Annotated in this window: 14 protein-coding genes; 7 read left to right on the top strand and 7 right to left on the bottom strand. The window is 69.6% G+C overall.

Annotated features, from left to right (window positions below):
- Positions 1-9: 9 nt before the first annotated feature.
- The gene (locus tag FHP25_RS18085; RefSeq protein ID WP_147848352.1) at positions 10-867 is read left to right on the top strand and encodes an EamA family transporter; all 858 of its coding nucleotides are present in this window, start codon (positions 10-12) and stop codon (positions 865-867) included.
- A gap of 118 nt (positions 868-985) precedes the next feature.
- On the opposite strand, the gene FHP25_RS18080 is transcribed toward FHP25_RS18085, so the two are convergent.
- Positions 986-2452 (bottom strand): amidohydrolase family protein, encoded by a 1467-nt coding sequence (locus FHP25_RS18080; protein ID WP_178133607.1) that lies wholly within the window; start codon positions 2450-2452, stop codon positions 986-988.
- 342 nt (positions 2453-2794) lie between these two features.
- Here FHP25_RS18080 and opgC point away from each other — a divergent pair, with 342 nt between their 5' ends.
- From opgC to FHP25_RS18065, 3 genes are all read left to right on the top strand, one after another.
- The gene (opgC, locus tag FHP25_RS18075; protein ID WP_231712378.1) at positions 2795-4903 is read left to right on the top strand and encodes an OpgC domain-containing protein; all 2109 of its coding nucleotides are present in this window, start codon (positions 2795-2797) and stop codon (positions 4901-4903) included.
- Between the two features lie 731 nt (positions 4904-5634).
- Complete coding sequence (locus FHP25_RS18070; protein ID WP_147848349.1) at positions 5635-8130, top strand: glycoside hydrolase family 2 protein; 2496 nt, start codon at positions 5635-5637, stop codon at positions 8128-8130.
- Positions 8127-9914: an alpha/beta fold hydrolase gene (locus FHP25_RS18065; RefSeq protein ID WP_147848348.1), complete on the top strand. Its 1788-nt coding sequence runs from the start codon at positions 8127-8129 to the stop codon at positions 9912-9914. The genes FHP25_RS18070 and FHP25_RS18065 overlap by 4 nt, the downstream gene beginning before the upstream one ends.
- A gap of 174 nt (positions 9915-10088) precedes the next feature.
- On the opposite strand, the gene FHP25_RS18060 is transcribed toward FHP25_RS18065, so the two are convergent.
- On the bottom strand, positions 10089-10970 hold the full coding sequence (locus tag FHP25_RS18060) for an alpha/beta fold hydrolase (protein WP_147848347.1): 882 nt from the start codon (positions 10968-10970) through the stop codon (positions 10089-10091).
- A gap of 106 nt (positions 10971-11076) precedes the next feature.
- Between FHP25_RS18060 and FHP25_RS18055 the strand changes: the two genes are divergently transcribed.
- A complete protein-coding gene (locus FHP25_RS18055) occupies positions 11077-12159 on the top strand; it encodes an alpha-hydroxy acid oxidase (protein WP_147848346.1) in 1083 nt (360 codons plus the stop codon).
- Positions 12160-12216: 57 nt separating this feature from the next.
- Positions 12217-13896 carry a thiamine pyrophosphate-binding protein gene (locus FHP25_RS18050; protein ID WP_218578431.1) on the top strand — a complete coding sequence of 560 codons (1680 nt, stop codon included), beginning with the start codon at positions 12217-12219 and terminating at the stop codon, positions 13894-13896.
- Positions 13897-14063: 167 nt separating this feature from the next.
- Here FHP25_RS18050 and FHP25_RS18045 read toward each other — a convergent pair whose 3' ends face one another.
- Entirely contained in the window at positions 14064-15122 is a 1059-nt protein-coding gene (locus FHP25_RS18045) for a ketopantoate reductase family protein (protein ID WP_178133606.1), read from the bottom strand.
- Positions 15123-15212: 90 nt separating this feature from the next.
- Here FHP25_RS18045 and FHP25_RS18040 point away from each other — a divergent pair, with 90 nt between their 5' ends.
- Entirely contained in the window at positions 15213-16061 is an 849-nt protein-coding gene (locus tag FHP25_RS18040) for a TauD/TfdA dioxygenase family protein (RefSeq protein WP_147848344.1), read from the top strand.
- Between the two features lie 101 nt (positions 16062-16162).
- Here the strand turns inward: FHP25_RS18040 and FHP25_RS18035 are convergent, their stop codons facing one another.
- From FHP25_RS18035 to FHP25_RS18020, 4 genes are all read right to left on the bottom strand, one after another.
- Entirely contained in the window at positions 16163-18124 is a 1962-nt protein-coding gene (locus FHP25_RS18035) for an alpha/beta hydrolase domain-containing protein (RefSeq protein WP_147848343.1), read from the bottom strand.
- 4 nt (positions 18125-18128) lie between these two features.
- Complete coding sequence (locus FHP25_RS18030) at positions 18129-18542, bottom strand: VOC family protein (RefSeq protein ID WP_178133605.1); 414 nt, start codon at positions 18540-18542, stop codon at positions 18129-18131.
- Between the two features lie 261 nt (positions 18543-18803).
- On the bottom strand, positions 18804-19997 hold the full coding sequence (locus FHP25_RS18025; RefSeq protein WP_178133604.1) for an acyl-CoA dehydrogenase family protein: 1194 nt from the start codon (positions 19995-19997) through the stop codon (positions 18804-18806).
- Entirely contained in the window at positions 19994-21418 is a 1425-nt protein-coding gene (locus tag FHP25_RS18020; RefSeq protein WP_147848340.1) for an MFS transporter, read from the bottom strand. Before FHP25_RS18020 ends, FHP25_RS18025 begins: the two co-directional genes overlap by 4 nt.
- Positions 21419-21642 lie beyond the last annotated feature (224 nt).

Here is a 21642-nt window from a genome sequence, read left to right as displayed (position 1 = left end):
CGGTGCCTCATGCTCGGCGTGCTGCTCGCGTTGCTCGCCGCCGCCGTTTACGGTGCCGGCGACTTCGTCGGCGGCTTGGCGGCGCGGCGCATCTCCGTTCTTTTCGTGGTCGGGATCGGCCAGGTCGCCGGCCTGGCCGCGTTGCTGCTGCTGGCGCTGCTGCTGCCGGCGCCCGGCATGCGCACCGCCGACATGCTGTGGGGCGCCGCCAGCGGCGTCTCGACGATGGTGGGCATCACGCTGCTCTACCAGGCGCTGGCCACCGGCCGCATGAGCGTGGCGGCGCCGGTCACGGCCCTGTCGGCGCTGTCGCTGCCGGTGCTGTTCGCCTATGCCGGTGGCGACTGGCCCGGCTGGATGCCGACGCTCGGGATCGCATTGGCTGCGATCGCCGTGGCGCTGATCAGCCGCGAGGCGGACCGCGCCGGCGTCGCTTCCGGCTCGGCGCGGCGCGCGCTCGGCCTGGCGCTGGCGGCGGGGCTGGGGATCGGCGTCTTCTACGTCACGATGAAGCAGACCCACAGCGATTCAGGCCTGTGGCCACTGGTGGCGGCGCGAGCTTCGTCGACAGCCCTCTTCGCGATCGTGGCGCTGGGTATGCTCGCGCACATCGGGCGTGCGACGCTGCCGGCCACCACACTGTGGGCCTGGGCGATGCTGTCGGGCCTGCTCGACAGCGCCGCCAACGCGCTCTACCTGCTGTCGAGCCGGGCGGCGCCGCTGGCGGTCGTGGCGACGCTGACGTCGCTCTACCCGGCCAGCACCGTGGTGCTGGCCCGGGTGCTGCTGCACGAGCGCCTGCGGCCGGCGCAGCTTGCCGGCCTGCTGGTCGCAACGGTGGCCGTCGTTCTGATCGTGCAGGGGTGACAAGATTTTCGGACCGCGCGCGTCCACGCGCGCATCGACGCTTTAGCGTCGACAACCTTTCGCTCTCCGCTTCGCTGCGCGCGCGTGCGCGCGTGGACGCGCGCGGTCCAAAGCCAAGCTACTCCGCCGCGGCGCGGGCCGGGGCGACGCTGAGCACCGCTGCCGCCGCGGCGGCCACGACCGTGCCCTCGAAGAAGCGCGGGTTCTGCGTGCCCCACAATCGCACGGCATTGGCGAACGTGAAGTCGCGGAAATCGTCCCGGCTGAAGAGCCCGTCTTCGACCATCTCATAGGCTTGCGGCACAGGATTGAGCATATCCGGCACGTCGAAATGCCCGATATCCGAACTGAAGATCGCGTTGAGACGGGCGCCGAACGGATTGGCCGGTCCAAACGCATTCGCGTTCATCCTGTCGTCGGCCTCGCAACCGAAGTAGTACGGCCTGGCATAGAGCTCGATCCAGTCTTCCTTGCGGGTGATGCCGCAAGCGGCGTAGTCGTCCAGCACGGGAACGCCGCCGGTGAGCTCGTCTTCCTCGCGGCTGGGCCAGCCATCGCGCCGCGCCAGCTCGGCGGCCATGTCTTCGTAGCCGTGCTGATCGACGAGGCTCTTGAGCAGAACGCGATCGAGCTTCGCGGGATCCATATAGGCGAGGCCTTCGCGGCCACGCCGCTCCCAATGCTCGATCAGATCGGCGAAGAGCTGGCAGCCCCAGCCGACGCCGCCTTCGAGAAACGCAAAGCGCAGATCGGGGAAGCGCCGCGTGACGCCGCCGAGGAACAGCGCCTTGGCCAGCGCATGCCCCGCGGAGGCAAAATGGCCGATATGATTGAACGTGAAGTTGCTGGGCGAGTTGCGCAGGCCGAAGCCGCGGCCGCCCGCGTGAAAGGTCGGCGCAATGCCGTGCTCGCGGCATTTCTGCCAAACGGCATCATAGTCGTGATCGCTGTCGAGACCCAGCATCTCATAGGTCACGGTGAAGCGCGCGAGCGCCGGATCGATGCCCTGGGCTGCCGGGAGCTGGCGGGCAAAGGCGCCGCCGAACATGCCGACCTTGGCGCCGAGCTGATTCGTCGCGTAGTCGATCTCGTCGATGGCCTCGTCGGGCGTATGCATCGGGATGATCGCCGCCGCGGTCAGCCGGTCGCCGAGCTTCTCGAAATACTCGGCGGTGACGATGTTGAAGGCCCGGACCACGGCGCGCCTGGTCTCATCGTCGGCGATGCGCGGGATGCCAAGGCCGGCGGTCGGATAGATGACGCCGAAATCGATGCCGATCTCGTCGAGCCGCTCGTGCAGCATGCGCGGCATCATCGCCGTGGCACGATCACGCGTGTTGGTGGACTGGCGGGTCCAATATCCCTCCATTGCCACGCCGCGCCGCTTTCGCTCGACGATGGAGACGCTGAGCGCATCGGAAATCCGCCGCTGCGTCGCCAGGAAGCCGTCCGCCGCCTTGTCGCCGCCAACCTGGCGCATTCTCTCGGCGAAGACCGGGGTGTATTCGACCCAGTGGCCGTCGGCATCGATGATGGGATGATCAAGGCCGGCGCGGATTTCGATGGCACTGCGACGAGGGCTCATGCTCGCCTCCAATTTGCCGATGGCAGGGGTCAGGAGAGGCATCGCGCACGCTACATTTGCGCCGAAGCGTAGCCCTCACGGTACGCGCGCACAACGACTGCGCCCACCGGTCGCGGCGGTGCTGGCCTGCATTTTCCGCGCAGCATCCGTCGCCCGCGCGGCCAACCGGAACACCGATGCCGCCCGGCATCACCACATCGGTGAACAGGCAGATCGATGGGCTGGCTGCCGGCGATCGCGACCGCTTGTGCAGGAGCGGTGAAGGTCGCCACATCGTGTAGCCGCGTCAGGCGAGCGTGACGTATGCTGCGACGATCGAGGCTCGATACGTATGAGGGCGGGTTGACGTGGATCCGTGAATTCCTCGCGGGGCTGACGCGGGTCGACGCGGCGACGGCGGGCGGCGTGCGCCACACGCGCGACCTGCGGCTGGATTTCTTCCGCGGGCTGGCGCTGTGGTTCATCTTCCTCGACCACATCCCCGACAACATCGTGAGCTGGCTGACCGTCCGCAACTACGGCTTCAGCGACGCCACCGAGATCTTCGTCTTCATCTCCGGCTACACCGCGGTGATCGCCTATTCCGGGATCATGCGCCAGGGCGGCTGGGTGCGCGCCGCCGCCCGGATCCTTGGCCGCGTCTGGCAGCTCTATGTCGCGCACATGATGCTGTTCGTGGTGCTGACGGCGTCCGTCGCCTGGACGGCGGTCTCGCACAGCAAGGGTGACACGTTCCTGGAGCACATGAACCTCACCGGGCTGGGGCAGACGCCTTACGAGACCCTGGTGCAGGCGGCGCTGCTGAAGTTCCGGCCCCTCAACCTCGATGTCCTGCCTCTCTACATCGTGCTGCTGTCGAGCTTCCCGCTGATGCTGCCGCTGGTCGTGCGGCGGCCCTGGGCGGCGCTGTCGGCGTCGCTCGCGGTCTATGTCCTGGCCCGGGTGATGGACTGGAACCTGCCGGGCCATCCCGAGGGCAACACCTGGTTCTTCAATCCCTTCGCGTGGCAGCTCGTGTTCTATGCTGGCGCCACCCTCGCCAGCACGGGCCATATCATCGAGCGGCTGCACCCGGCGCGGCACCTGCTCGACGGGCTGGCCATCGCCTATCTCGCGGCGGCCGCCTTCGTGACCCTGGGCTGGTACTATCCGCCGCTGGAGGCCCTGCTGCCCGACGCGATCGGGCGCCTGATCTATCCGATCGACAAGACCAGCGTCGATCCGCTGCGGCTGATCCATTTCCTGGCGGTGGCCTATCTCGTGGCGCGCCTGACTCCGGCCGATTCACCCTTCCTGCAGCGCTGGTACGCATTGCCGCTGCGGCGCTGCGGCGAATTCTCCCTGGCCATCTTCTGCCTCGGGACGTTCCTGTCCTTCGTCGGCTACGTGGTCGTGGCCACCTATGCGGACGTTGTATCCTGGCCCAAGGCGCTCGACATGGCCGTCAGCATCGCCGGACTCGCCATCATGGTGGGAGCAGCGTATTTTGCACATTGGTACAAGAGCAGTGACAAGAGCAGCGCCAAGAGTAGCGTCAAGCGTTCCGACACAATCCGCCGCCCTTCATCCGCTCCGGCGTCCGAAGGCGCTGCACCAGAGACCGTTGCGCCAGAGACCGATGTGCCCAATCTCCGCCCTGCCGAGCCGGCCCAGAGCGATGTGATGGATCTCCCGGCTGCCGCCGGCCGCCGCCGCGGTGTCCTGACCTTGGCCCTGACGCTGGGGCTTGCCGCCCTGCTTCTGGCGCTGGCGGCGCCGGGTCCTGCCCTGGCCGGCCCGGAGAAATGCCCCGCCGCCCGCGAGAACCTGGTGCTCGGCACCACCCTGCCTCGGGTGAAGCTAGCGATCCGGGAGCGCAAGAAGGTGGTGATCGTGGCGCTGGGCTCCTCGTCGACCCAGGGCCATGGCGCGACGGCGGAGGTCAACACCTATCCGCGGCAAATGGAGATCTCGCTGGCACGCCAGTTCGTCGACGTGCGCCTGAAGTTCGCGATCTTCAACAAGGGCATCGGCGGACAGGACGTCACCGAGATGCTCGAGCGCCTGGATCGGGACGTCATCGCGCGCGACCCCGATCTCGTGATCTGGCAGGCCGGCACCAATGCCGCGCTGAAGGGCATGCCGCTGGATGTCTTCAAGCTCAAGCTCTCCGCCGGCGTGGAGCGCGTCAAGAAGGCCGGCGCCGACGTGGTGCTGATGACGCCGCAATACGTCCCGGCGGTGATCGCGCTGTCGAACGAGGACGACTACATCGGCGCCATGGAAACGATCGCGCGCGACCAGGGCGTCGGCGTCTTCAAGCGCTTCCAGATCATGCGCGACTGGGTGACCGGCGAGCACATGCCCTACGCCCAGTTCATGATCTCCGACGGCCTGCACCTCAACGATTTCGGCCAGCGCTGCATGGGCAAGCTGCTGGCCAAGGCGATCGAGGAAACGATTCGCGACTGAGCAGGCATCCATGACTGCGTCATACTGACGCAGAACCGACGCCCGAGCCTGCCAGCGGCTGCTGCTGAGCGCAGACTCCAGTCTGGTCGGGCCGGCGGCGCTACTTCCTTTTTTTCCAAGCCGTTTTACGCGGCCTTCTTAAACCGCGAAGGCGGTGCTGCCGTATGCATGGAGCGATTGATCGCTCTAGGGCTAGCCTGACGGCCGTCGGATCTTGGAGTTGCCCGATTGCGAGCATTCATTCGGAAAATCAGTGCCCTAGGGCCGATCAGATCACTATGCCTGCGCATATAAAATTCTCAATATGTAGTGAACGGCCAAATTTTGACTCTTTTTCACGCTTAACGTAGGAAATGATTTGCGTTCAGAAACAACGGGTAAGGAGGCTCTATGGGGATGGTGCCTTCTGTATCCGCTGAACGTGAACAAGGCCTGTGCCCCGAATGCGGCACGTGTCTAACGGGGTCAACCGGGAAGGAATAGCTGTCCGTTTCGAGCGCGGAGGGGCCTGTCCGCCTTGGCCGCGCATGAGGGATTTCAAGCACAGTCGGTCACTGTCCAACCGCTGAGTGCCTGTCGGTGCCGCGGTGTGAGGTCGATATGCTTGTCCCGACCATCGAAACTCAGGATTCCGTCCGGGAAGGTGAGGTAAGGTGCGTGGAAAGCCTGTTCAGTTGACGGTAGCGGCGGTCCGGGGCACTGCCGACACCGGAGCATGCTGAGGCCGCGCCATGGCGCGGATTCTTTCCGTCACGGGGCAGCGGGTCGCTGCGCTCGACAGCGGCTGGGAGCTGACCGCGACCGCGCCTGGCGCGGTGTCGGCGCCGGCAGACCTGCCGCAGGCTGGTGCCTGGATCCCTGCTCCGGTGCCGGGCACCGCGGCGCAGGCCCTGCGCAACGCCGGCCAGTGGACGTTTGCCGCGCCACAGCCTCTGCATGACCGCGATTTCTGGTATCGCACCCGCTTCAGCGCCGAAGGCGCGCACACGCTGCGACTGCATGGACTGGCGACCCTGGCCGAGGTCTGGCTCAACGGCGAGCAGCTCCTGTGCTCCGACAACATGTTCCATGCCCATGACGTCGCGGCCCGGCTGCGCGGCGACAACGAGCTGTGCCTGTCCTTCCGGGCCCTGCACCCGGCGCTGGCGAAGAAGAAGGGCCGTGCCCGCTGGCGTCCCCGCCTGATCGAGCCCGGCACCCTGCGCTTCGCCCGCACCACCCTGCTGGGCCACATGGCCGGCTGGTGTCCACCGGTGCATGCCGTCGGCCCCTGGCGGCCGGTCGAGCTGGTGGCTGCCGATGGCCCCCTGCGTGTCGCGCGCGCCGACCTGCGCACCGGGGTGGACGGCACCACCGGCGTCCTGGGCGTGACGCTGAGCGTCGACGGGCCGGGCGCGGCACGCCAGCCGGCATCGTTCGTCACGGTCGGCGACGTGCGCGTGCCGCTGGCCTGGCGCGACGCGAACACCCTGCACGCCGAGGCGCGCCTGGACGATGTCGCGCTCTGGTGGCCGCATACCCATGGCACGCCGGCCAGGCACGCCGTGCGCGCATCGGTGGGCGATGTCGCGATCGACCTGGGCCAGGTCGGCTTCCGCACCATCGCGGTCGACCACGGTCCGGACGGCCAGGGCTTCGCGCTGGTGGTCAACGGCGTGCGCGTCTTCTGCCGCGGCGCCTGCTGGAGCAGCGCCGACCTCGTGTCGCTGCCCGGCACGCGCGAGGCCTACCGGCCGTGGCTGCAGCGCATGCGCGATGCCGGCATGAACATGGTGCGGGTCGGCGGCACCATGGTCTACGAAAGCGACGACTTCTTCGGCTTGTGCGACGAGCTGGGCCTGCTCGTGTGGCAGGATTTCATGTTCGCCAACCTCGACTATCCGGCCAACGATCGGGCGTTTGCCGACAGCGTCGCGCGCGAGGCCGACCAGCTGCTGGACCGCACGCAGGCCAGCCCGTCCCTGGCCGTGCTGTGCGGCGGCAGCGAGGTGGCGCAGCAGGCCGCCATGCTGGGCCTGCCGCGCTCCGCCTGGAGCGGCAAGCTGTTCGACGAGATCCTGCCGGCAGCGGCGCACGCGGCGCGTCCCGACGTGCCCTATGTCGCGAACTCGCCGACCGGCGGGCCGCTGCCTTTCACGGCCAACAGCGGCGTGTCGCACTACTACGGCGTCGGCGCCTACCTGCGGCCGCTCGAGGATGCGCGCCGGGCCGAGGTGCGCTTCACCTCCGAATGCCTGGCGTTCGCCAACGTGCCGGAAGCGGCCACGGTGGCGCATGTGCTGGACGCCGGCGAGGCGCCGCCCACCCATCCTAAATGGAAGGCGCGCGTGCCGCGCGATGCCGGCGCGCCGTGGGACTTCGAGGACGTGCGCGACCACTATCTGCGCCTGCTCTACGGCGTCGATCCGCTGGCGCTGCGCTACGGCGACCCCGACCGCTATCTGCGCCTGTCGCGGGCCGTCACCGGCGAGGTGATGGAAACGGTCTTCGCCGAGTGGCGCCGCGGCCGGTCGAGCTGCGCCGGCGGCCTGGTGTGGATGCTGCAGGATCTGTGGCCGGGCGCCGGCTGGGGCGTGATCGACGCCCTGGGGGTGCCCAAGGCAGCCTGGCATGCCCTGCGGCGCGCCTTCCGGCCGGTCCAGGTGAGCCTCATCGACGAGGGCGTCAACGGGCTTGCCGTGCACGTGCTGAACGAGACCGCGGCCACGCTGTCGGCGACGCTGTCGATCGTCTGCCTGCGCGACGGCGCGGTGCCGGTGCTGAAGGCCGAACGCCGGCTCGACCTGGCGCCGCGGTCGGCGCAGGAGATCGCCGCCGCGGCGCTGGCCGACAGCTTCCTCGACATCACCTATGCCTATCGCTTCGGGCCGCCGTCGCACGACGTGACGGTGGCGGCGCTGGTCGATGACCACGGCGTGCGCCTCGCCGAGGCCTTCCACTTCCCGCAGGGTCGCGGCAGCGCCCGCTTCGAGCTTGGTCTGTCGGCCACGCTCGAGGCGCGCGGCGACGGCGGCTGGGACCTGCGGCTGCGCGCCCAGCGCTGCGCCCAGTCCGTGCATGTCGAGGATGAGCAGTTTCGCGCCGACGACGAGTGGTTCCACCTCGCTCCGGGGATCGAGCGGGTGGTGCGGCTGGTCGCGCGCCAGGCGTCGTCGGGTGCCGTTCCCGACGGCGACGTCCAAGCCTTGAACGGCCTGTCTCCCGTGCGGATCAGGAGATCGTCATGACGCCGATCGTGTTTGGCGGCTGCTTCGGCTGGCTGCACCCCGCGGCGGGGAACCGCGGGGTGGTGCTGTGCGCCGCGCATGGCTACGAGGAGCTGTGCGTGCACCGCCAGTGGGGCGCTTTGGCCGAACGGCTGGCGGCGGCCGGCATGCCGACGCTGCGCTTCGACTATCGCGGCACGGGCGACTCCGCCGGCCACGACGAGGAGCCGCAGCGGCTGCGCGCCTGGATCGACAGCGTGCACGCCGCCGTGCGCTGGATGCGCGAGCAGGTCGGCGTGAGCGAGGTGGCGCTGGTCGGCCTGCGCCTGGGCGGTGCGATCGCGACCCTGGCCGCCAAGGAGCTGGGCGACATCGACATGCTGGCGCTGCTGGCGCCGACGATCTCGGGCCGCGGCTACACCCGCGAGATGAAGGCGCTGGCGGCCTTCTCGCCCATGCCCGAGAACGCGCCGGCCCCCCAATCGCCGGACGATATCGAGGCCGGCGGGTTCGTGCTGACGGCCGAGACGGTCGAGGCCCTCAAGCGGGTCGACCTGCGCCAGCTCGACGGCCGGCCGGCGCAGCGGGTGCTGCTGCTGACGCCGGCGGACGGGCCGTTCGAGAAGCGCCTGGCGCAGCATCTGCGCGAGCAGGGCGCCGAGGTCGAGGCCGGGCCGTTCGACGGCTTCGAGGAGTTCATCTGCGAGGTGCATTACGGCCAGCGCACGCCCGAAGCGGCCTTCGCCACCCTCACGGCATGGCTGCGCTGCGGCGCGCCGGCGGCCGCGGTGGCGCACGAGCCGCGGCCGATCGTGCGCCTGGAGCTGCTGGAGGGGGCCGAGACGCCGACCTTCTTCGGGGATGAGGCACGCCTGTTCGGCATCTGCTGCGAGCCGCGGCCGGAGGTCGCCGACCGGGCGGCGCCGGCGGTGATCTTCATCAACACCGGCCACCACCGCCATATCGGCGCCAACCGCATGGCCGTGACCCTGAGCCGGCGGCTGGCGGCGCACGGCATCACCTCGATGCGCATCGACATCGCCGGCCTGGGCGACAGCCCGGCCTGGCAAGGCCGGCCCGAGAACAAGCTGTACGACAAGGCCGCCTGCGGCGACGTGCGCGCCGCGATGGATTGCCTCGAGGCGCAGGGCCACCGCGAATGCGTGCTGATCGGGCTGTGCTCGGGGGCGTACGTGTCGTTCTACACGGCCGTGCAGGACACCCGCGTCATCAGCCAGGTGATGATCAACCTGCAGCGCTTCATCTGGCGCGAGGGCGAATCGCTCACCGTCGCGACGCGCACCGCCCGCACGCAGGTCCGCGACCTGGGCAACGAGGTCACCGGTGCCCTGCGCCGGCCCGACATCCTGCTGCGCCTGCTCAAGGGCCGCCGGCGGGAATGGAGCATCGTCTGGGGCATGGCGCGGCGCATGACCGACCTGGTGCGCGCCCGCTTCGGCCGCACGACGCACACGCTGTTCGGCGTCGAAGGCGAGGTGGCGCGCTCGTTCCGGCTGCTCTCGCAGCTGGGCACCGACACGCTGCTCGTCTACTGCGAGGGCGACCCCGGCCTGGTCGAGCTCGAGGTGCACAACCTGCACCGCGACGGCAATCGTATCGCCGGCCTCGACAGGGTCGCAGTCGAGATGATCGACGGCGCCGACCACACCCTGACCATGCGCTGGGCCCGCGAGCACCTGGCGGGCATCATCGAGGCCCATCTCGTGAGCCGCCGACGGCCGGCCGCGCTGCCGGCGCCGAGCACCCCGCGGGCGGCGAACTGGAAGGCCGTCGAGGCGGCTTAGTACCGGCTACCGGCGAACGGCAAGGCATGACTGTCATCCCGAGCGCAGCGAGGGATCTCCCGCGAATGGCGCACCGTGCGCCCTGCCGCAGGAGATCCCTCGCTGCGCTCGGGATGACAGGTGTACGACGCCGTCGCGGGCGCGGCGCGGGTGCATCGCGGCGCCTGCGATCCCTCAGATGAACCCGCGCAGCTCCGCGAGGAAGCCGTCGAGCCGGTCGTGGTGCACCCAATGGCCGGCGCCCTCGAACGACACGACCTTGGCGCCGGCCTTGGCGAAGTGCCGGATGCGGCCGTCATCGAGCGGGTTCGACGCCCAGCTCTCCTTGCCGTAGATCAGCAGGGTCGGGCACGAGATGCGCGACCACAGCTGCTCGACATCCTCGTTGGTCATGTCGTAGGGCGCCCAGGCGCGCACATAATTGTCGAACTTCCAGCTGTAGGTGCCGTCCTCGTTCTGGTTCACGCCGTGCTGGGTGAGGTGGCGCGCCTGCTCGGGCGACAGGTGCTTGTTCTCCTCCTGCATGCGCTTGAAGGCATCCTCGATCGAGGCGTAGCGCCGCGGCAGGCGGCCCGACAGCCCGCGCTGCTCGTCGATCCATTGGCGCATGCGGCTGTCGATCGTCTTCTTTGCGCGCTCGGCCTGCATCTTGGGCGACGGGCCCAGCCCCTCGATGGCGACCAGCTTGCGCACCTGCTCGGGATAGATGCCGGCATAGCGCAGCGAAATGTTTCCGCCCAGCGAATGGGCCACGATGGTGACCGGCGCCAGCCCCTGCTGGTGGATGAGCTGGGCCAGATCGTAGATGTAGCCGGCCATCGAGTAGTTGCCGTCCGGCGACCACTGGCTGTCGCCATGGCCGCGCAGGTCGGGGGCGATGACATGCCAGTCGCGACGCAGGTCGGCCGCCACCCAGTCCCAGTTGCGGCAATGGTCGCGGCCGCCATGCACCAGCAGCAGCGGCGGCGCCTCGGGGTTGCCCCAGTCGACATAGTGCAGCCGCAGGCGCTGCGAGAAATAGATGCGCGAGGTGGGGCCCGGGGTCGTCGCTGTCATGCCTGCCGCTCGTCGATGGTCGCTGAACGCCCTTCCATATCAGGATTCCGCGCGCCCGCCATCATGGTAAGGTCCGCCGGTCGCCGGTCAGGAAGGGAAGATCACGATGAGTAGTGGCCTCGATGAGGAGTTCCAGAACCTGCACGAGTTCGTCAAGGCGGCGCGCGGCAGGCTGCCGCCGCGCATCTGGGACTACCTGGTCGGCGCCGCCGAGACCGAGACCACGATGAAGCGCAACCGCCAGAGCCTGGACTCGCTTGCCTTCCGCCCCCGGGTGCTGCGCGACGTCTCGACCTTCGACGCCGCGACCACCTTCCTGGGCAAGACGCTGCGCCTGCCGGTGATGCTGGCGCCCATCGGCTCGCTCGAATCCTTCGACCCCGGCGCCGGCGCCACCGTGGCCCGCGGCGCCGAGCGCTTCGGCGTACCCATGCTGCTGAGCTCGGTGACGACCTTGGAGATCGAGTCGGTGGGCAAGGCGGCCGGCGGCTTCAAGATCTTCCAGCTCTACGTGCGCGGCGACGACGCCTGGATCGACGAGCGCGTGAAGCGCGCGGTGGATTCCGGCTACGACGCCTTCTGCATCACCGTCGACACCGCCGTCTACAGCCGCCGCGAGCGCGACATCGCGCGCCGCTTCGTGAAGCCGTGGCGGCAGAACCTCAGCGGCACCAACCACCAGGCGGCGCTCAGCTGGAAGAACATCGAGCACTTCAAGAAGACGCACCGCATCCCGCTGATGCTCAAGGGCATCGCCACCGCAGAAGACGCCGAGATCGCCTGCCAGCACGGCGTCGACGTGATCTATGTGTCCAATCATGGCGGCCGCCAGCTCGACCATGGCCGCGGCATCATGGAGGTGCTGCCCGAGGTGCTGGCGGCGGTGAAGGGCCGCGCTCGCGTCGTGGTCGACGGCGGCTTCAGCCGCGGCACCGACGTGGTGAAGGCGATCGCGCTGGGCGCCGACGCCGTCGGCATCGGCCGCCTGTTCTGCTACGGCCTGGCCGCCGCCGGCGAAGCAGGCATCGTGCGCGTGCTGGAACTGCTGGAGGACGAGATCCGCAGCTGCCTGGGCCTGCTCGGCGTCACGCGCCTGGCCGAAATCGACAAATCCTACCTGCACGCCGCCGCCCCGGTCGCGCCGCCGCACGTCCACAGCGCCTTCCCGCTGCTGGGCGAGGGATATTGATGGATCTCCTCTCCGCCCGCGCAGCGGGCGGAGAGGGTCTAGAACGGAGGAACACCAGTGCCTGACGCGAGGACTTCCAACACCATCACCGGCCGCAGCGCCTTCCTGTCCCTGATGAAGGACGAGGGTGTCACGCGCATGTTCGGCAACCCCGGCACGACCGAGCTGCCGATCATGCATGCGCTCACCGAGCAGCGCGACATCGGCTACGTGCTGGGCCTGCAGGAGGCGGTGGTGATCGCCATGGCCGACGGCTTCGCGCGCGCCTCCGGCCAGCTGGTGTCGTGCAACGTCCATGTCGCGCCCGGCCTGGGCAACGCCATCGGCTCGATCTACACGGCGCAGATGTCGGGCACGCCGATGATCGTGACCGCCGGCCAGCAGGAGCAGGGCCACGGGCTCACCGAGCCGCTGCTCTACGCGCCGCTGGTGCCGATCGCGCAGCCGGTCGTGAAATGGGCCACCGAGGTCAACCGCATCGAGGACCTGCCGCGCATCCTGCGCCGTGCCGCCAAGGTGGCGCTGACGCCGCCCACCGGCCCGGTGTTCATCTCGCTGCCCGGCGACATCCTCAACAACGAGGCGGCGCTCGACCTCGGCGCGCCGACCCGCGTCGACACCCGCACGCGCCCGTCCGACGCCGCGCTCGAAGCCTGCGCCAGGCGCATGCTGGCGGCCAGGCGCCCGCTGATCATGGCCGGCACCGAGATCGTGACGTCCGATGCGCTGGCCGAGGCGGCGCGGCTGGCCGAAATCCTGGGCGCCCCGGTCTACCAGCAGTCGGTGCAGACCGGCGCGCACTTCCTGTCGGCGCATCCTGCCTTCCTGGGCGCCCTCAGCCGCGACCAGGCGCAGGTGCGGCGCGTGCTGGAGCCCTACGACCTGCTGATCAGCGTCGGCGCCGAGCTGCTGCAGATGTCGGTCTACAGCGAGGTCGAGCCGCTGCCGCCGCATACGCGCGTCATCCAGATCGGCCAGCGCGACTGGGAGATGGGCAAGAACTTCCCGGCCGAGATCGCCCTGCGCGCCGACGTGAAGGAGACCCTGGCGGCGCTGAACCCGCTGCTCGAGCGCCTGGGCGGCCAGGCCCGCGCCACCGCCGCCAAGGCGACGCTGGCCGAGCTGGCCGACCGCAACTGGTCGGCGCAGCGCGCCAAGAAGGCCGAGGCGGCGCGGGCGCGCGGCGGATCGCAGCCCATCGACCCCGACTGGCTGATGCTGCGGCTCAGCGACGGCCTGCCCGACGACGCCATCATCGTCGACGAGGGCCTCACCTCGGCGCGCAGCCTCATCGCCTTCTGGCCGTTCCGCGACCGCTACAGCTATTTCGGCAATGTCAGCGGCGGCATCGGCTGGGGCATCGCGGCCGCGGTCGGCGTGCAGATGGCGCAGAAGCAGCGCCGCGTCGCGGCCGTGATCGGCGATGGCAGCATGATGTACTGCGTGCAGGCGCTGTGGAGCGCGGCGCACTACAAGCTGCCGGTGATCTTCGTGATCGCCAACAACGGCGGCTACCGCATCCTCAAGCAGCGGCTGAAGGCCTTCCACGGCAACGACACGCCCATCGGCATGGATTTCCGCGACCCGCCGATCGACGTCGCCGGCCTGGCCCGCGCCTATGGCGTGACCGCGCACCGCGTCGAGACTGCCGCGCAGTTCGACGCCGCGCTGAAGGCCGCCCTCGCCGACGCGTCAGGCCCGATCCTGCTCGACGTCGTCGTGCAAGGCGGAACGTGATTGAAGCCCTCTCCCGCAGGCGGGAGAGGGAGGGGCCCGTGGCGCGCAGCGCCATGGGAGGGTGAGGGCCCAAGGTCGAGGTCTGCCGATGGGGACCTCGTCCTTGGCCCCTCATCCGGCCGCCGCTTCGCAGCGGCCACCTTCTCCCGCCAGCGGGAGAAGGGAAATCACCCGCCCAGGGTCGCCGGGCCGGGCTTGACCTCGCCGCGCTCGACGCGCTTGACCACGTCGGTGAGCGTCACGTGCGAGGGCGCCGCCACGCCGATGTGCTGCCCGCGCTCGGCGATGTAGCCGTTCATGAACTCGATCTCGGTGCGGCGGCCCTTGATGATGTCCTGCGCCATCGACGGGCGCTGGATGTCGGCGCGCGGGTTCACATTCGAGCCCGGCTGCATCAGCTTCTCGATCTCGTCCAGCGCCGCCTTGTCGCCCTCGGCCGCCAGCGCCAGCCGCTCGGGATCGAACTTGCTGATCTTCTCGATCTGGTAGCCCAACGCCTGGCCGACGCGCACTGCCTCGCCGCCGAGCTTGATCGAGAAGCGGCGGATCGCATCGTTGCGGTCGCAGTCGCCGCTGGAGAGCCCGGTCGCGGCCGAGACGCCGTTGCGCATGCCGTTCTGGCACAGCTTGGACCAGCGCTCGCCCCACAGGTTCGACGTGGTCTTGGCGCTGTCGATCAGCGCGAACATCTCGCGCAATTCCTCGATGCGCCTGGTGATGCGGCCATGCACCTCGCCGACGCGGAACACGGTGTGCTTGTCGCCGCCCTTGGCGATGGTGCGGCGGATGCGGGCGGCCTCGTGCATGTCGACCGAGATCAGCGAGGCGATGGTGCCCACCGTCTTGCCCCAGCCCACCACGCCCGCGATGCGCTCCTCGTTGAGGCAGTTCTGCAGCGACACGACATAGCCGTCAGGCGCCAGGTACGGCCGGATCAGCATGGTCGCCCACTCGGTGTCGTAGGACTTCACCGCCACGAAGGCGATATCGATCGGCTTCTGCTTGCTGAGGTCCTGCACCTCGGTCAGGTGCATGGTGCGCGCCTTGGTGACGGTGAAGCGCTCCTCGGGCGTGACGCCGTCGAGCTCCAGGCCGCGGGCGCGGATGGTCTCGATGTTCTGCGGCCACATGTCGATCAGCGTGACGTCGAGCCCGTTATGGGCGAGGTAGCCGCCGACATAGCCGCCCAGCGCGCCGGCGCCGACCACCGCAATCCGTTTCCGCATGGCTTCCTCCCGCCTCCGGCTGTTCCGTCTGCTTGCGAATCGGCCAACCATAGACAGGAAGCGGGCGCGAGAGAAACGCGGAGACGGCAGATGAGCTACGACAGGATCGAGGTGCGGCCGCTGGCCGGCGCGCTCGGTGCCGAGATCAGGGGCGTCGACCTGCGGCGCATGGACAACCAGACCTGGTCGGAAGTGCACCAGGCGTTCCTCGAGTTCCAGGTCGTGGCCATCCGCGACCAGCAGCTTTCGCCTGACGACATCATGAGCGTGGGCCGCCGCTTCGGCGAGCCCAACCACTATCCCTTCGTGCAGGGCATGGACGGCTACCCCTTCATCTTCGAGGTGATCAAGGAGCCGCAGGAGACGCGCAATTTCGGTGGCGGCTGGCACTCCGACACCACCTACCTGGCGCAGCCGCCGCTGGCCACCCTGCTCTACGCGATCGAGACGCCGGCCAAGGGCGGCGACACGCTGTACTGCAACACCGCGGCCGCCTACGACGCGCTCTCCGACGCGATGAAGGACATGCTGGGCCGCCTCAAGGGCGTCAACAGCGCCGGCCTGAAGCACTCCGGCGGCCGCGCCGCGCACCACAAGAAGATCGGCGGCATGAAGATCCAGGGCACCGACGACGCCGACTCCTACGAGGCCGTGCACCCGATCGTGCGCACCTGTCCCGATACCGGCCGCAAGTCGCTCTATGCCAGCCGCGCCCACACCGTCCGCTTCGAGGGCATGACCGAGGACGAAAGCCGGCCGCTGATCGAGTGGCTGCAGCACCACCAGACGCGGCCCGAGTTCACCTGCCGCGTGCGCTGGGAGCCCGGCACCATGACGGTGTGGGACAACCGCTGCACCCAGCACAGCGCCGTCAACGACTACAACGGCGAGCGCCGCCACATGCGCCGCATCACGGTGGGCCCGCAGACGCCGGCGTAGTGCCGCTGTAAGGAACCTTCATGGTGAGCTTGTCGAACCATGAAGGCCTCACCGCGGTGGTGCGACAGCTTCATGGTTCGACAAGCTCACCATGAAGCGGACTACGGCCCTGGCGCCACCCGCACCTCCGCCTTGGCGCGTGCGATGTAGGCGGCGGCGTCCTCTTCCAGCAGCAGGCGGTCGCGCACCAGCGTCGCCGCGACCTGCTCCACCCGCGCCACATAGGCGGCCCGGTCGCGGTAGCGCTCGGCGATCGCCGGCCGCGGATCGCCGCTCCTGTCGCGCTCGGCCTTCGTCGCGGCGAAGGCGATGAAGCTGCCGTCGCGGTCGGCCAGCTCGCCCTCGGGATAGGGCGCCTTGTACAGGTTCCAGCCGGTATAGGTGCCCAGCGGCACGGCGATGTCGGGCAGGCGGATGCCGCCAACCTCGTTGCCGTCTGAATCGACCTTGGGCACCAGCACGCGATAGGCGTCCGCAGCCGGCTGCGGATCGACCCAGTCGCCCGGCGGGCTCACCGTGTTGGCGGCGCGCGCCACGGCAACGCCGGGGATGTCAGGGAAGCCCGCCGCCCCGGCCGCCACCAGCGTGCCCTCGGCGATCGTGGGCATGCGGCTGGGCGGCGGCAGGCGGCCCGTCACCACCCACGCGTCGAGCGCCACCAGCAGCGCGCGCAGCGCCGGCATCGGGTTGTGCGGGTTGCGCGGGTTGACGGCCGGCCCGCGATCGCTGGCCAGGCCGGCGCGCCCGCCATGCTGCGTGCCGGCGATCAGGTAGACACGCGCGGTGGCGGGCAGCGCCACGTCGCGCGTCCCCATCGGATCCGTGTGCAGCAGCGAGGCGCCCTTCTGCCAGTACTCGGTCGAGGTGTTGGTCTCGATCAGCAGCGGGTCGAAGCCGTCATCGCGCAGCAGCGCGCCCGTGGTCTCGGTGATCGGGTCGGTCAGCGTCGCGGCCGAGAACGGGAAGGCGTTCTCGGGGTAGTCGTGGTCCTCGTGCTGCGTGCTGGTGCGGAAGGGCTGCGCGAAGGGCGCGTTGAAGAACACGCGGCCGATGCCGGCGATATGCGACAGCACACCGTCGAACACGCGCCGCCCCTGCTCGTCCCTGTTGAAGCCCTGGGAAATGTGGTCGCGCAGGTAGCGGCCGGACTGCGAGATCCCGATCGCCAGCGCATGCGTCATCTGCCGCCCGGTGAGCGCCAGCGCCGCCGGGTCATGGCGCAGGAAGCTCACGACATCGCGCGTGGCGGCGAACCCCAGCCCCATCACCTTGGCGTTGGTCGCCCTGTAGCGCAGCTCGTAGAGCGCACCCGGCGCCGGCGTGCTGCCCGCCGGCAGCAGCCGGATGGAACGCGCGTCGACGAACGCCCAGCCCGCCGGCGGCACCGCCTGCCGCGGCTCGGCCTGGCGCTGCCGCACCGTGAGCTGCGCCTGCGCCGGGTCCAGGCTCGCGGCCTGGTGCGACAGGCGCAACGTGTCGACCGGCGCGCCGCGCGTGCCCGACACCAGCTCGTCGCGGATCACGGCGACGATCGGCTGCCCGCCCTCGGCGGCCACGGGCGCGTCGAGCGCCAGCCCGCCATTGGCGCGCGGTGCGTCCGGGTCCCAGCCCGACCACACCAGCGTGAAGCCCAGCCGCAGCGGCAGCGCGTCGCCCAGCTCGGCCGGCGTGTCGGGGTTGTTGTTGCCGGCGGCGCCGTCCATCAGCGTGCCGAACAGCATCTTGCGGCCGCGGTTGTTGACCTCGTAGAGGATGCGGCCGTTGCCCTTGGCCGGATCGGCCGGGCGCAGGATGAAGATGTCGGTCTGGTACGCGACATTGCCGCGGGCATTGCGCGGCGCCTTGTCGATATTGGCGATGCCGCGATTGGCCGGGTCCCGCGGGTCGACCTCGCCGCGGGCGATGCCGACCAGCCGCACATAGCCGCCGGCATCGCCGAACGCCGCGCCGCCGGCCAGCGGCTCGCTGCGCAGGATCTCGATCTCGGTGATCACGGCCGCCGCCGGCGCGACAGCGAGCGACGCGCCCAGCATGCCGGCAAGGACCGCACGGGGCCAGCCCATGGCATCACGTCCCGGTTTCCTCGGGCGGGAAGTTGATCTCGACGCCGACGCCGTCGGGGTCGTGCAGGAAGAGCTGGGTGGCGCCCAGCCGCGGCAGCACCTGCTCGCGGAACGGCACGTCGTGCTGCCTGATGCGCGCGCGCACGCCGGCCAGCCCGGTGGCGGCGAACGCGATGTGGTCCAGCCGGCCGGTATGCTCCAGCTTCATCCCGGGCGGCCGCACGGTGATGCCGGCGCGCGGCGCGCGCGGTCCCAGCAGGTGCACGGTGGCGACGCCGCCCGAGTACAGCCAGTAGCCGGGGAAGCCAAGCGGCGGCCGCTCGCCCACATCAAGCCCCAGCACGTCGACATAGAAGTCCTTGGTCGCCTCGAGGTCGGCCGGCTCGATGGTGTAGTGCTGCAAAATGCCGAGTCCCATGGTCGTGCCTCCGTGTTCGTCCAGCGATGAAGATTCACCACGGAGGCACAGAGGACACAGAGGAACACACCCTTTGCGCGCCGCAGGTGATTGGGTGGCCTTCATGGTGAGCTCGTCGAACCATGAAGGCGCCGCACGGGCAGCAGTGCGACGCTTCATGGTTCGACAAGCTCACCATGAAGCGCATCCTACATTGGGTGCGGCCAACGGCTGCGCTGCGTTCTCTGTGTCCTCCGTGTCTCTGTGGTGAATCTTCTCTTCTCAAACGAACGTCAGGTCCGGATCGCCGCCCAGGATGTAGGCGCCGACGGTCTCGAAATGCGACAGCCGGCCCTGCAGCTGCTGCGTCACGGTGTGGATGTCGCGGAAGCGGCGTTCCATCGGGTGGCTGTCGAAGATCGCCGAGGCGCCGGCGGCGTTGTAGGCGAAGTCGACCGCGTCGCGCGCCTGGTGGATGGCGTGCGTCGAGGCCATGCGCACGGTGATGCGCTGGTCGATCGTGAACCTGCCGCCGGCGCGCAGCGCCTGCCAGATCTCGTCGTAGGCATGCAGCAGGTAGAGCCGTGCCGCGCGCACCCGCACCTCGGCCTGCGCCATGTTGGACTGCACCACGGCGTTGTCACGGATCGGGCTCCTCATGCCGCGCGGCACCTTGTTGCGCGCCATGTCGATGAAGGCGTCGAGCACGGCGCGGGCGATGCCCAGCGCCACGCCGGAGAAGGCGAGCTCGTACATCGCCATCGCCGACAGCCGGAACAGCGGCCCGTCCTCGCGGCACTCGCGCTCGAAATCGCGCGTCACCGAGTGGTCGTGGCGCACGAAATGATCGTCGAGGCTGAAGGCGTCGCTGGCCGTGCCGCGCAGGCCGATCACGTTCCAGATGTCGGTCCAGGCGACCTCGCCGGCCGGCACCAGCATGGTGCGCTCGATCGGCTGCCCGTCGGGGTCGCGCCGGCGCGTGCCGTCCGCTTCGTAGACCGGGCAATGCGCGCCCAGCCATGTGGCGTGCCGGCAGCCGCTGGCGAAGCTCCAGGTGCCGGTGACACGGTAGCCGCCCTCGACCGCGACCGCCTTGACCTTCGGCCCCGGTCCCCAGGCCAGCACCGCCTGCGGATCGCTGCCGAACATCTTCCACGCCACCGGCGGATCGAGATAGGCCGCGTGCATGGCGCAGCCGGCCGCCTGGCCCAGGCACCAGGCGACGCTGGCATCGGCCTTGGCGATGGTCTCGATGACCCGGAAGTAGGTCTGCGGGTCGAGCTCGGCGCCCTTCTGCGACCGGGGCAGCAGCAGGCGGAACATCCCCGCGGCATGCAGGTCGGCCAGCAGCGCCGGCGGCAGCCGCCGGAAGCGCTCGATGTCGTCGGCCAGGGCCTCGATCTTGGGCGCCAGCGCCTCGGCCCGCGCCACGTAGTCGATCCCGGTATCGGCCCGCTCCAGGCTGTCGAGAGTCACCGCTGGATCCTCCCTGCTTCTACCCCCTCGCCCACCCCGGCACGCAGCGGTGTCGGCGCGGTCAGCGAGCGGTCGATGTCCTCGATCGAGCGGCCCTTGGTCTCGATCCCGAGGAAAAGATAGACCGCGCCGGCCATCGCGAACCAGCTCCCCAGATAGATGAACGCCGGCACGATGTTGGCGACCGGCGCGCCCGGCTTCAAGACGTCCGAGGCGCCGATGATCAGCGCCAGGCCCAGCGGCCCGATGATCTTGCCGATGCCGCCGAAGCCGTAGGCCGAGCCCATTCCCGACGTGCGCAGATGCGCCGGCCACACCTCGGCGGCGTAGGGCCCCACGACCGCGAAGCCGCCGTCGGCGAAGAAGGCGGCCACGATCAGCAGCAGCCAGTAGACCGAGATGCCGGCCAGGAACGCATCGTGGAAGACGCCGGCCAGCACCAGCATCGCCGCGGCGCCGAAGCCCAGCAGGCCGCCCGACACCCGCCGGCCCAGCCGCTCGGAGAAGTACGAGAAGCAGATGCGGCCGATCATGCCGCCGACGGTGATGGCGAACACCATCTTCGCCGCCTCGGTGGGCGGGATCTTCAGCAGCGCCACGAACAGCGTCGGCGCCCACAGCGTGACGCCATAGACCCCGGTCTGGGCCCCGAGATTGCCCAGCCACGACACGACCAGGCTGCGCGGGTGCTGGAACAGCTCGAGCCACGAGGTCTGGCGCTCGCCGGCATCCCGGGCGGTGGGCAGCGGCAGGGTTCGCGGCTCGACCTGCAGCGCCCAGGCCAGCGATGCGCGCGCCTCCTCGTAGCGGCCCATGCGCGCCAGCCAGCGCGGCGATTCGGGCACCCAGATGCGCACCAGCAGGGTCAGGAACGCCGGCAGCACGCCGATCGCGAACAGCCCCTGCCAGCCGATCCGCGGTGTCAGGTAGCCCGCCATCAGGGCGCCGATGCCGACGCCGATGGGGATGAACACCGTGACCAGCCCGCTCACGAAGCCGCGCTTGGACGAGGGCACGAACTCCTGCACCAGGGGCAGGTCGACGCAGTACAGCCCGCCGACGCCGAAGCCGACGAAGAAGCGCATCACCGTCAGGTAGACCCAGCCGTTGTCCGGCGTGAAGTAGAGCAGGCCGGTGGCCAGCGAGAAGTTCAGCACCGTGGCGATGAACACCTTGCGCCGGCCGATCTTGTCGGCCACCCAGCCCCAGATCGCGGCGCCCAGCATGGCGCCGATGCCCGACGACAGCAGGATCACCGCCGACTGGCCGTAGGTGAGCTGCCACGGCCCGATGATGAAGGCGAGCACGAAGCCGATCAGGAAGTAGTCGAAGAACTCCAGCGCCCCGCCGATGATGGCGGCGACCACGATCTTCTTCTGGTTGGCGCTGAGATGCGTCTGCCGGTCCAGGACCTCGAACATCGGCCGCTCCCGTCAGGTTTCCTCTGACAGGCGCGCCGGCATCATTCAGCGCGCGCCGATGTCCGCCCGTCGCACCGACGGTAGCGCCGCCGCGCCGCGCCGATCAGCCGCCCCGGCGCAACACAGTCATGCGCGTCATTCCCAGCCTGTCATACCTGCCCCGTCATCCCGAGCGCAGCGAGGGATCTCCCGCGAATGGCGCATCGTGCGTCTTGCCGCAGGAG

It is taken from the genome of Vineibacter terrae, from assembly GCF_008039615.1.
In the GTDB taxonomy this organism is placed as follows: Bacteria; Pseudomonadota; Alphaproteobacteria; order Reyranellales; family Reyranellaceae; genus Vineibacter; species Vineibacter terrae.
Note: the sequence above shows the minus strand (reverse complement) of the source record. Positions and strands in the feature narration are given on the sequence as shown.

Coding starts and splice junctions, on each gene's coding strand:
- FHP25_RS18080 (WP_178133607.1), bottom strand. CDS start 2,452: ATGAGCCCTCGTCGCAGTGCCATCGAAATCCGCGCCGGCCTTGATCAT.
- FHP25_RS18020 (WP_147848340.1), bottom strand. CDS start 21,418: ATGTTCGAGGTCCTGGACCGGCAGACGCATCTCAGCGCCAACCAGAAG.
- FHP25_RS18030 (WP_178133605.1), bottom strand. CDS start 18,542: ATGGGACTCGGCATTTTGCAGCACTACACCATCGAGCCGGCCGACCTC.
- FHP25_RS18070 (WP_147848349.1), top strand. CDS start 5,635: ATGGCGCGGATTCTTTCCGTCACGGGGCAGCGGGTCGCTGCGCTCGAC.
- FHP25_RS18045 (WP_178133606.1), bottom strand. CDS start 15,122: ATGCGGAAACGGATTGCGGTGGTCGGCGCCGGCGCGCTGGGCGGCTAT.
- FHP25_RS18035 (WP_147848343.1), bottom strand. CDS start 18,124: ATGGGCTGGCCCCGTGCGGTCCTTGCCGGCATGCTGGGCGCGTCGCTC.
- FHP25_RS18065 (WP_147848348.1), top strand. CDS start 8,127: ATGACGCCGATCGTGTTTGGCGGCTGCTTCGGCTGGCTGCACCCCGCG.
- FHP25_RS18055 (WP_147848346.1), top strand. CDS start 11,077: ATGAGTAGTGGCCTCGATGAGGAGTTCCAGAACCTGCACGAGTTCGTC.
- FHP25_RS18060 (WP_147848347.1), bottom strand. CDS start 10,970: ATGACAGCGACGACCCCGGGCCCCACCTCGCGCATCTATTTCTCGCAG.
- FHP25_RS18085 (WP_147848352.1), top strand. CDS start 10: ATGCTCGGCGTGCTGCTCGCGTTGCTCGCCGCCGCCGTTTACGGTGCC.
- FHP25_RS18040 (WP_147848344.1), top strand. CDS start 15,213: ATGAGCTACGACAGGATCGAGGTGCGGCCGCTGGCCGGCGCGCTCGGT.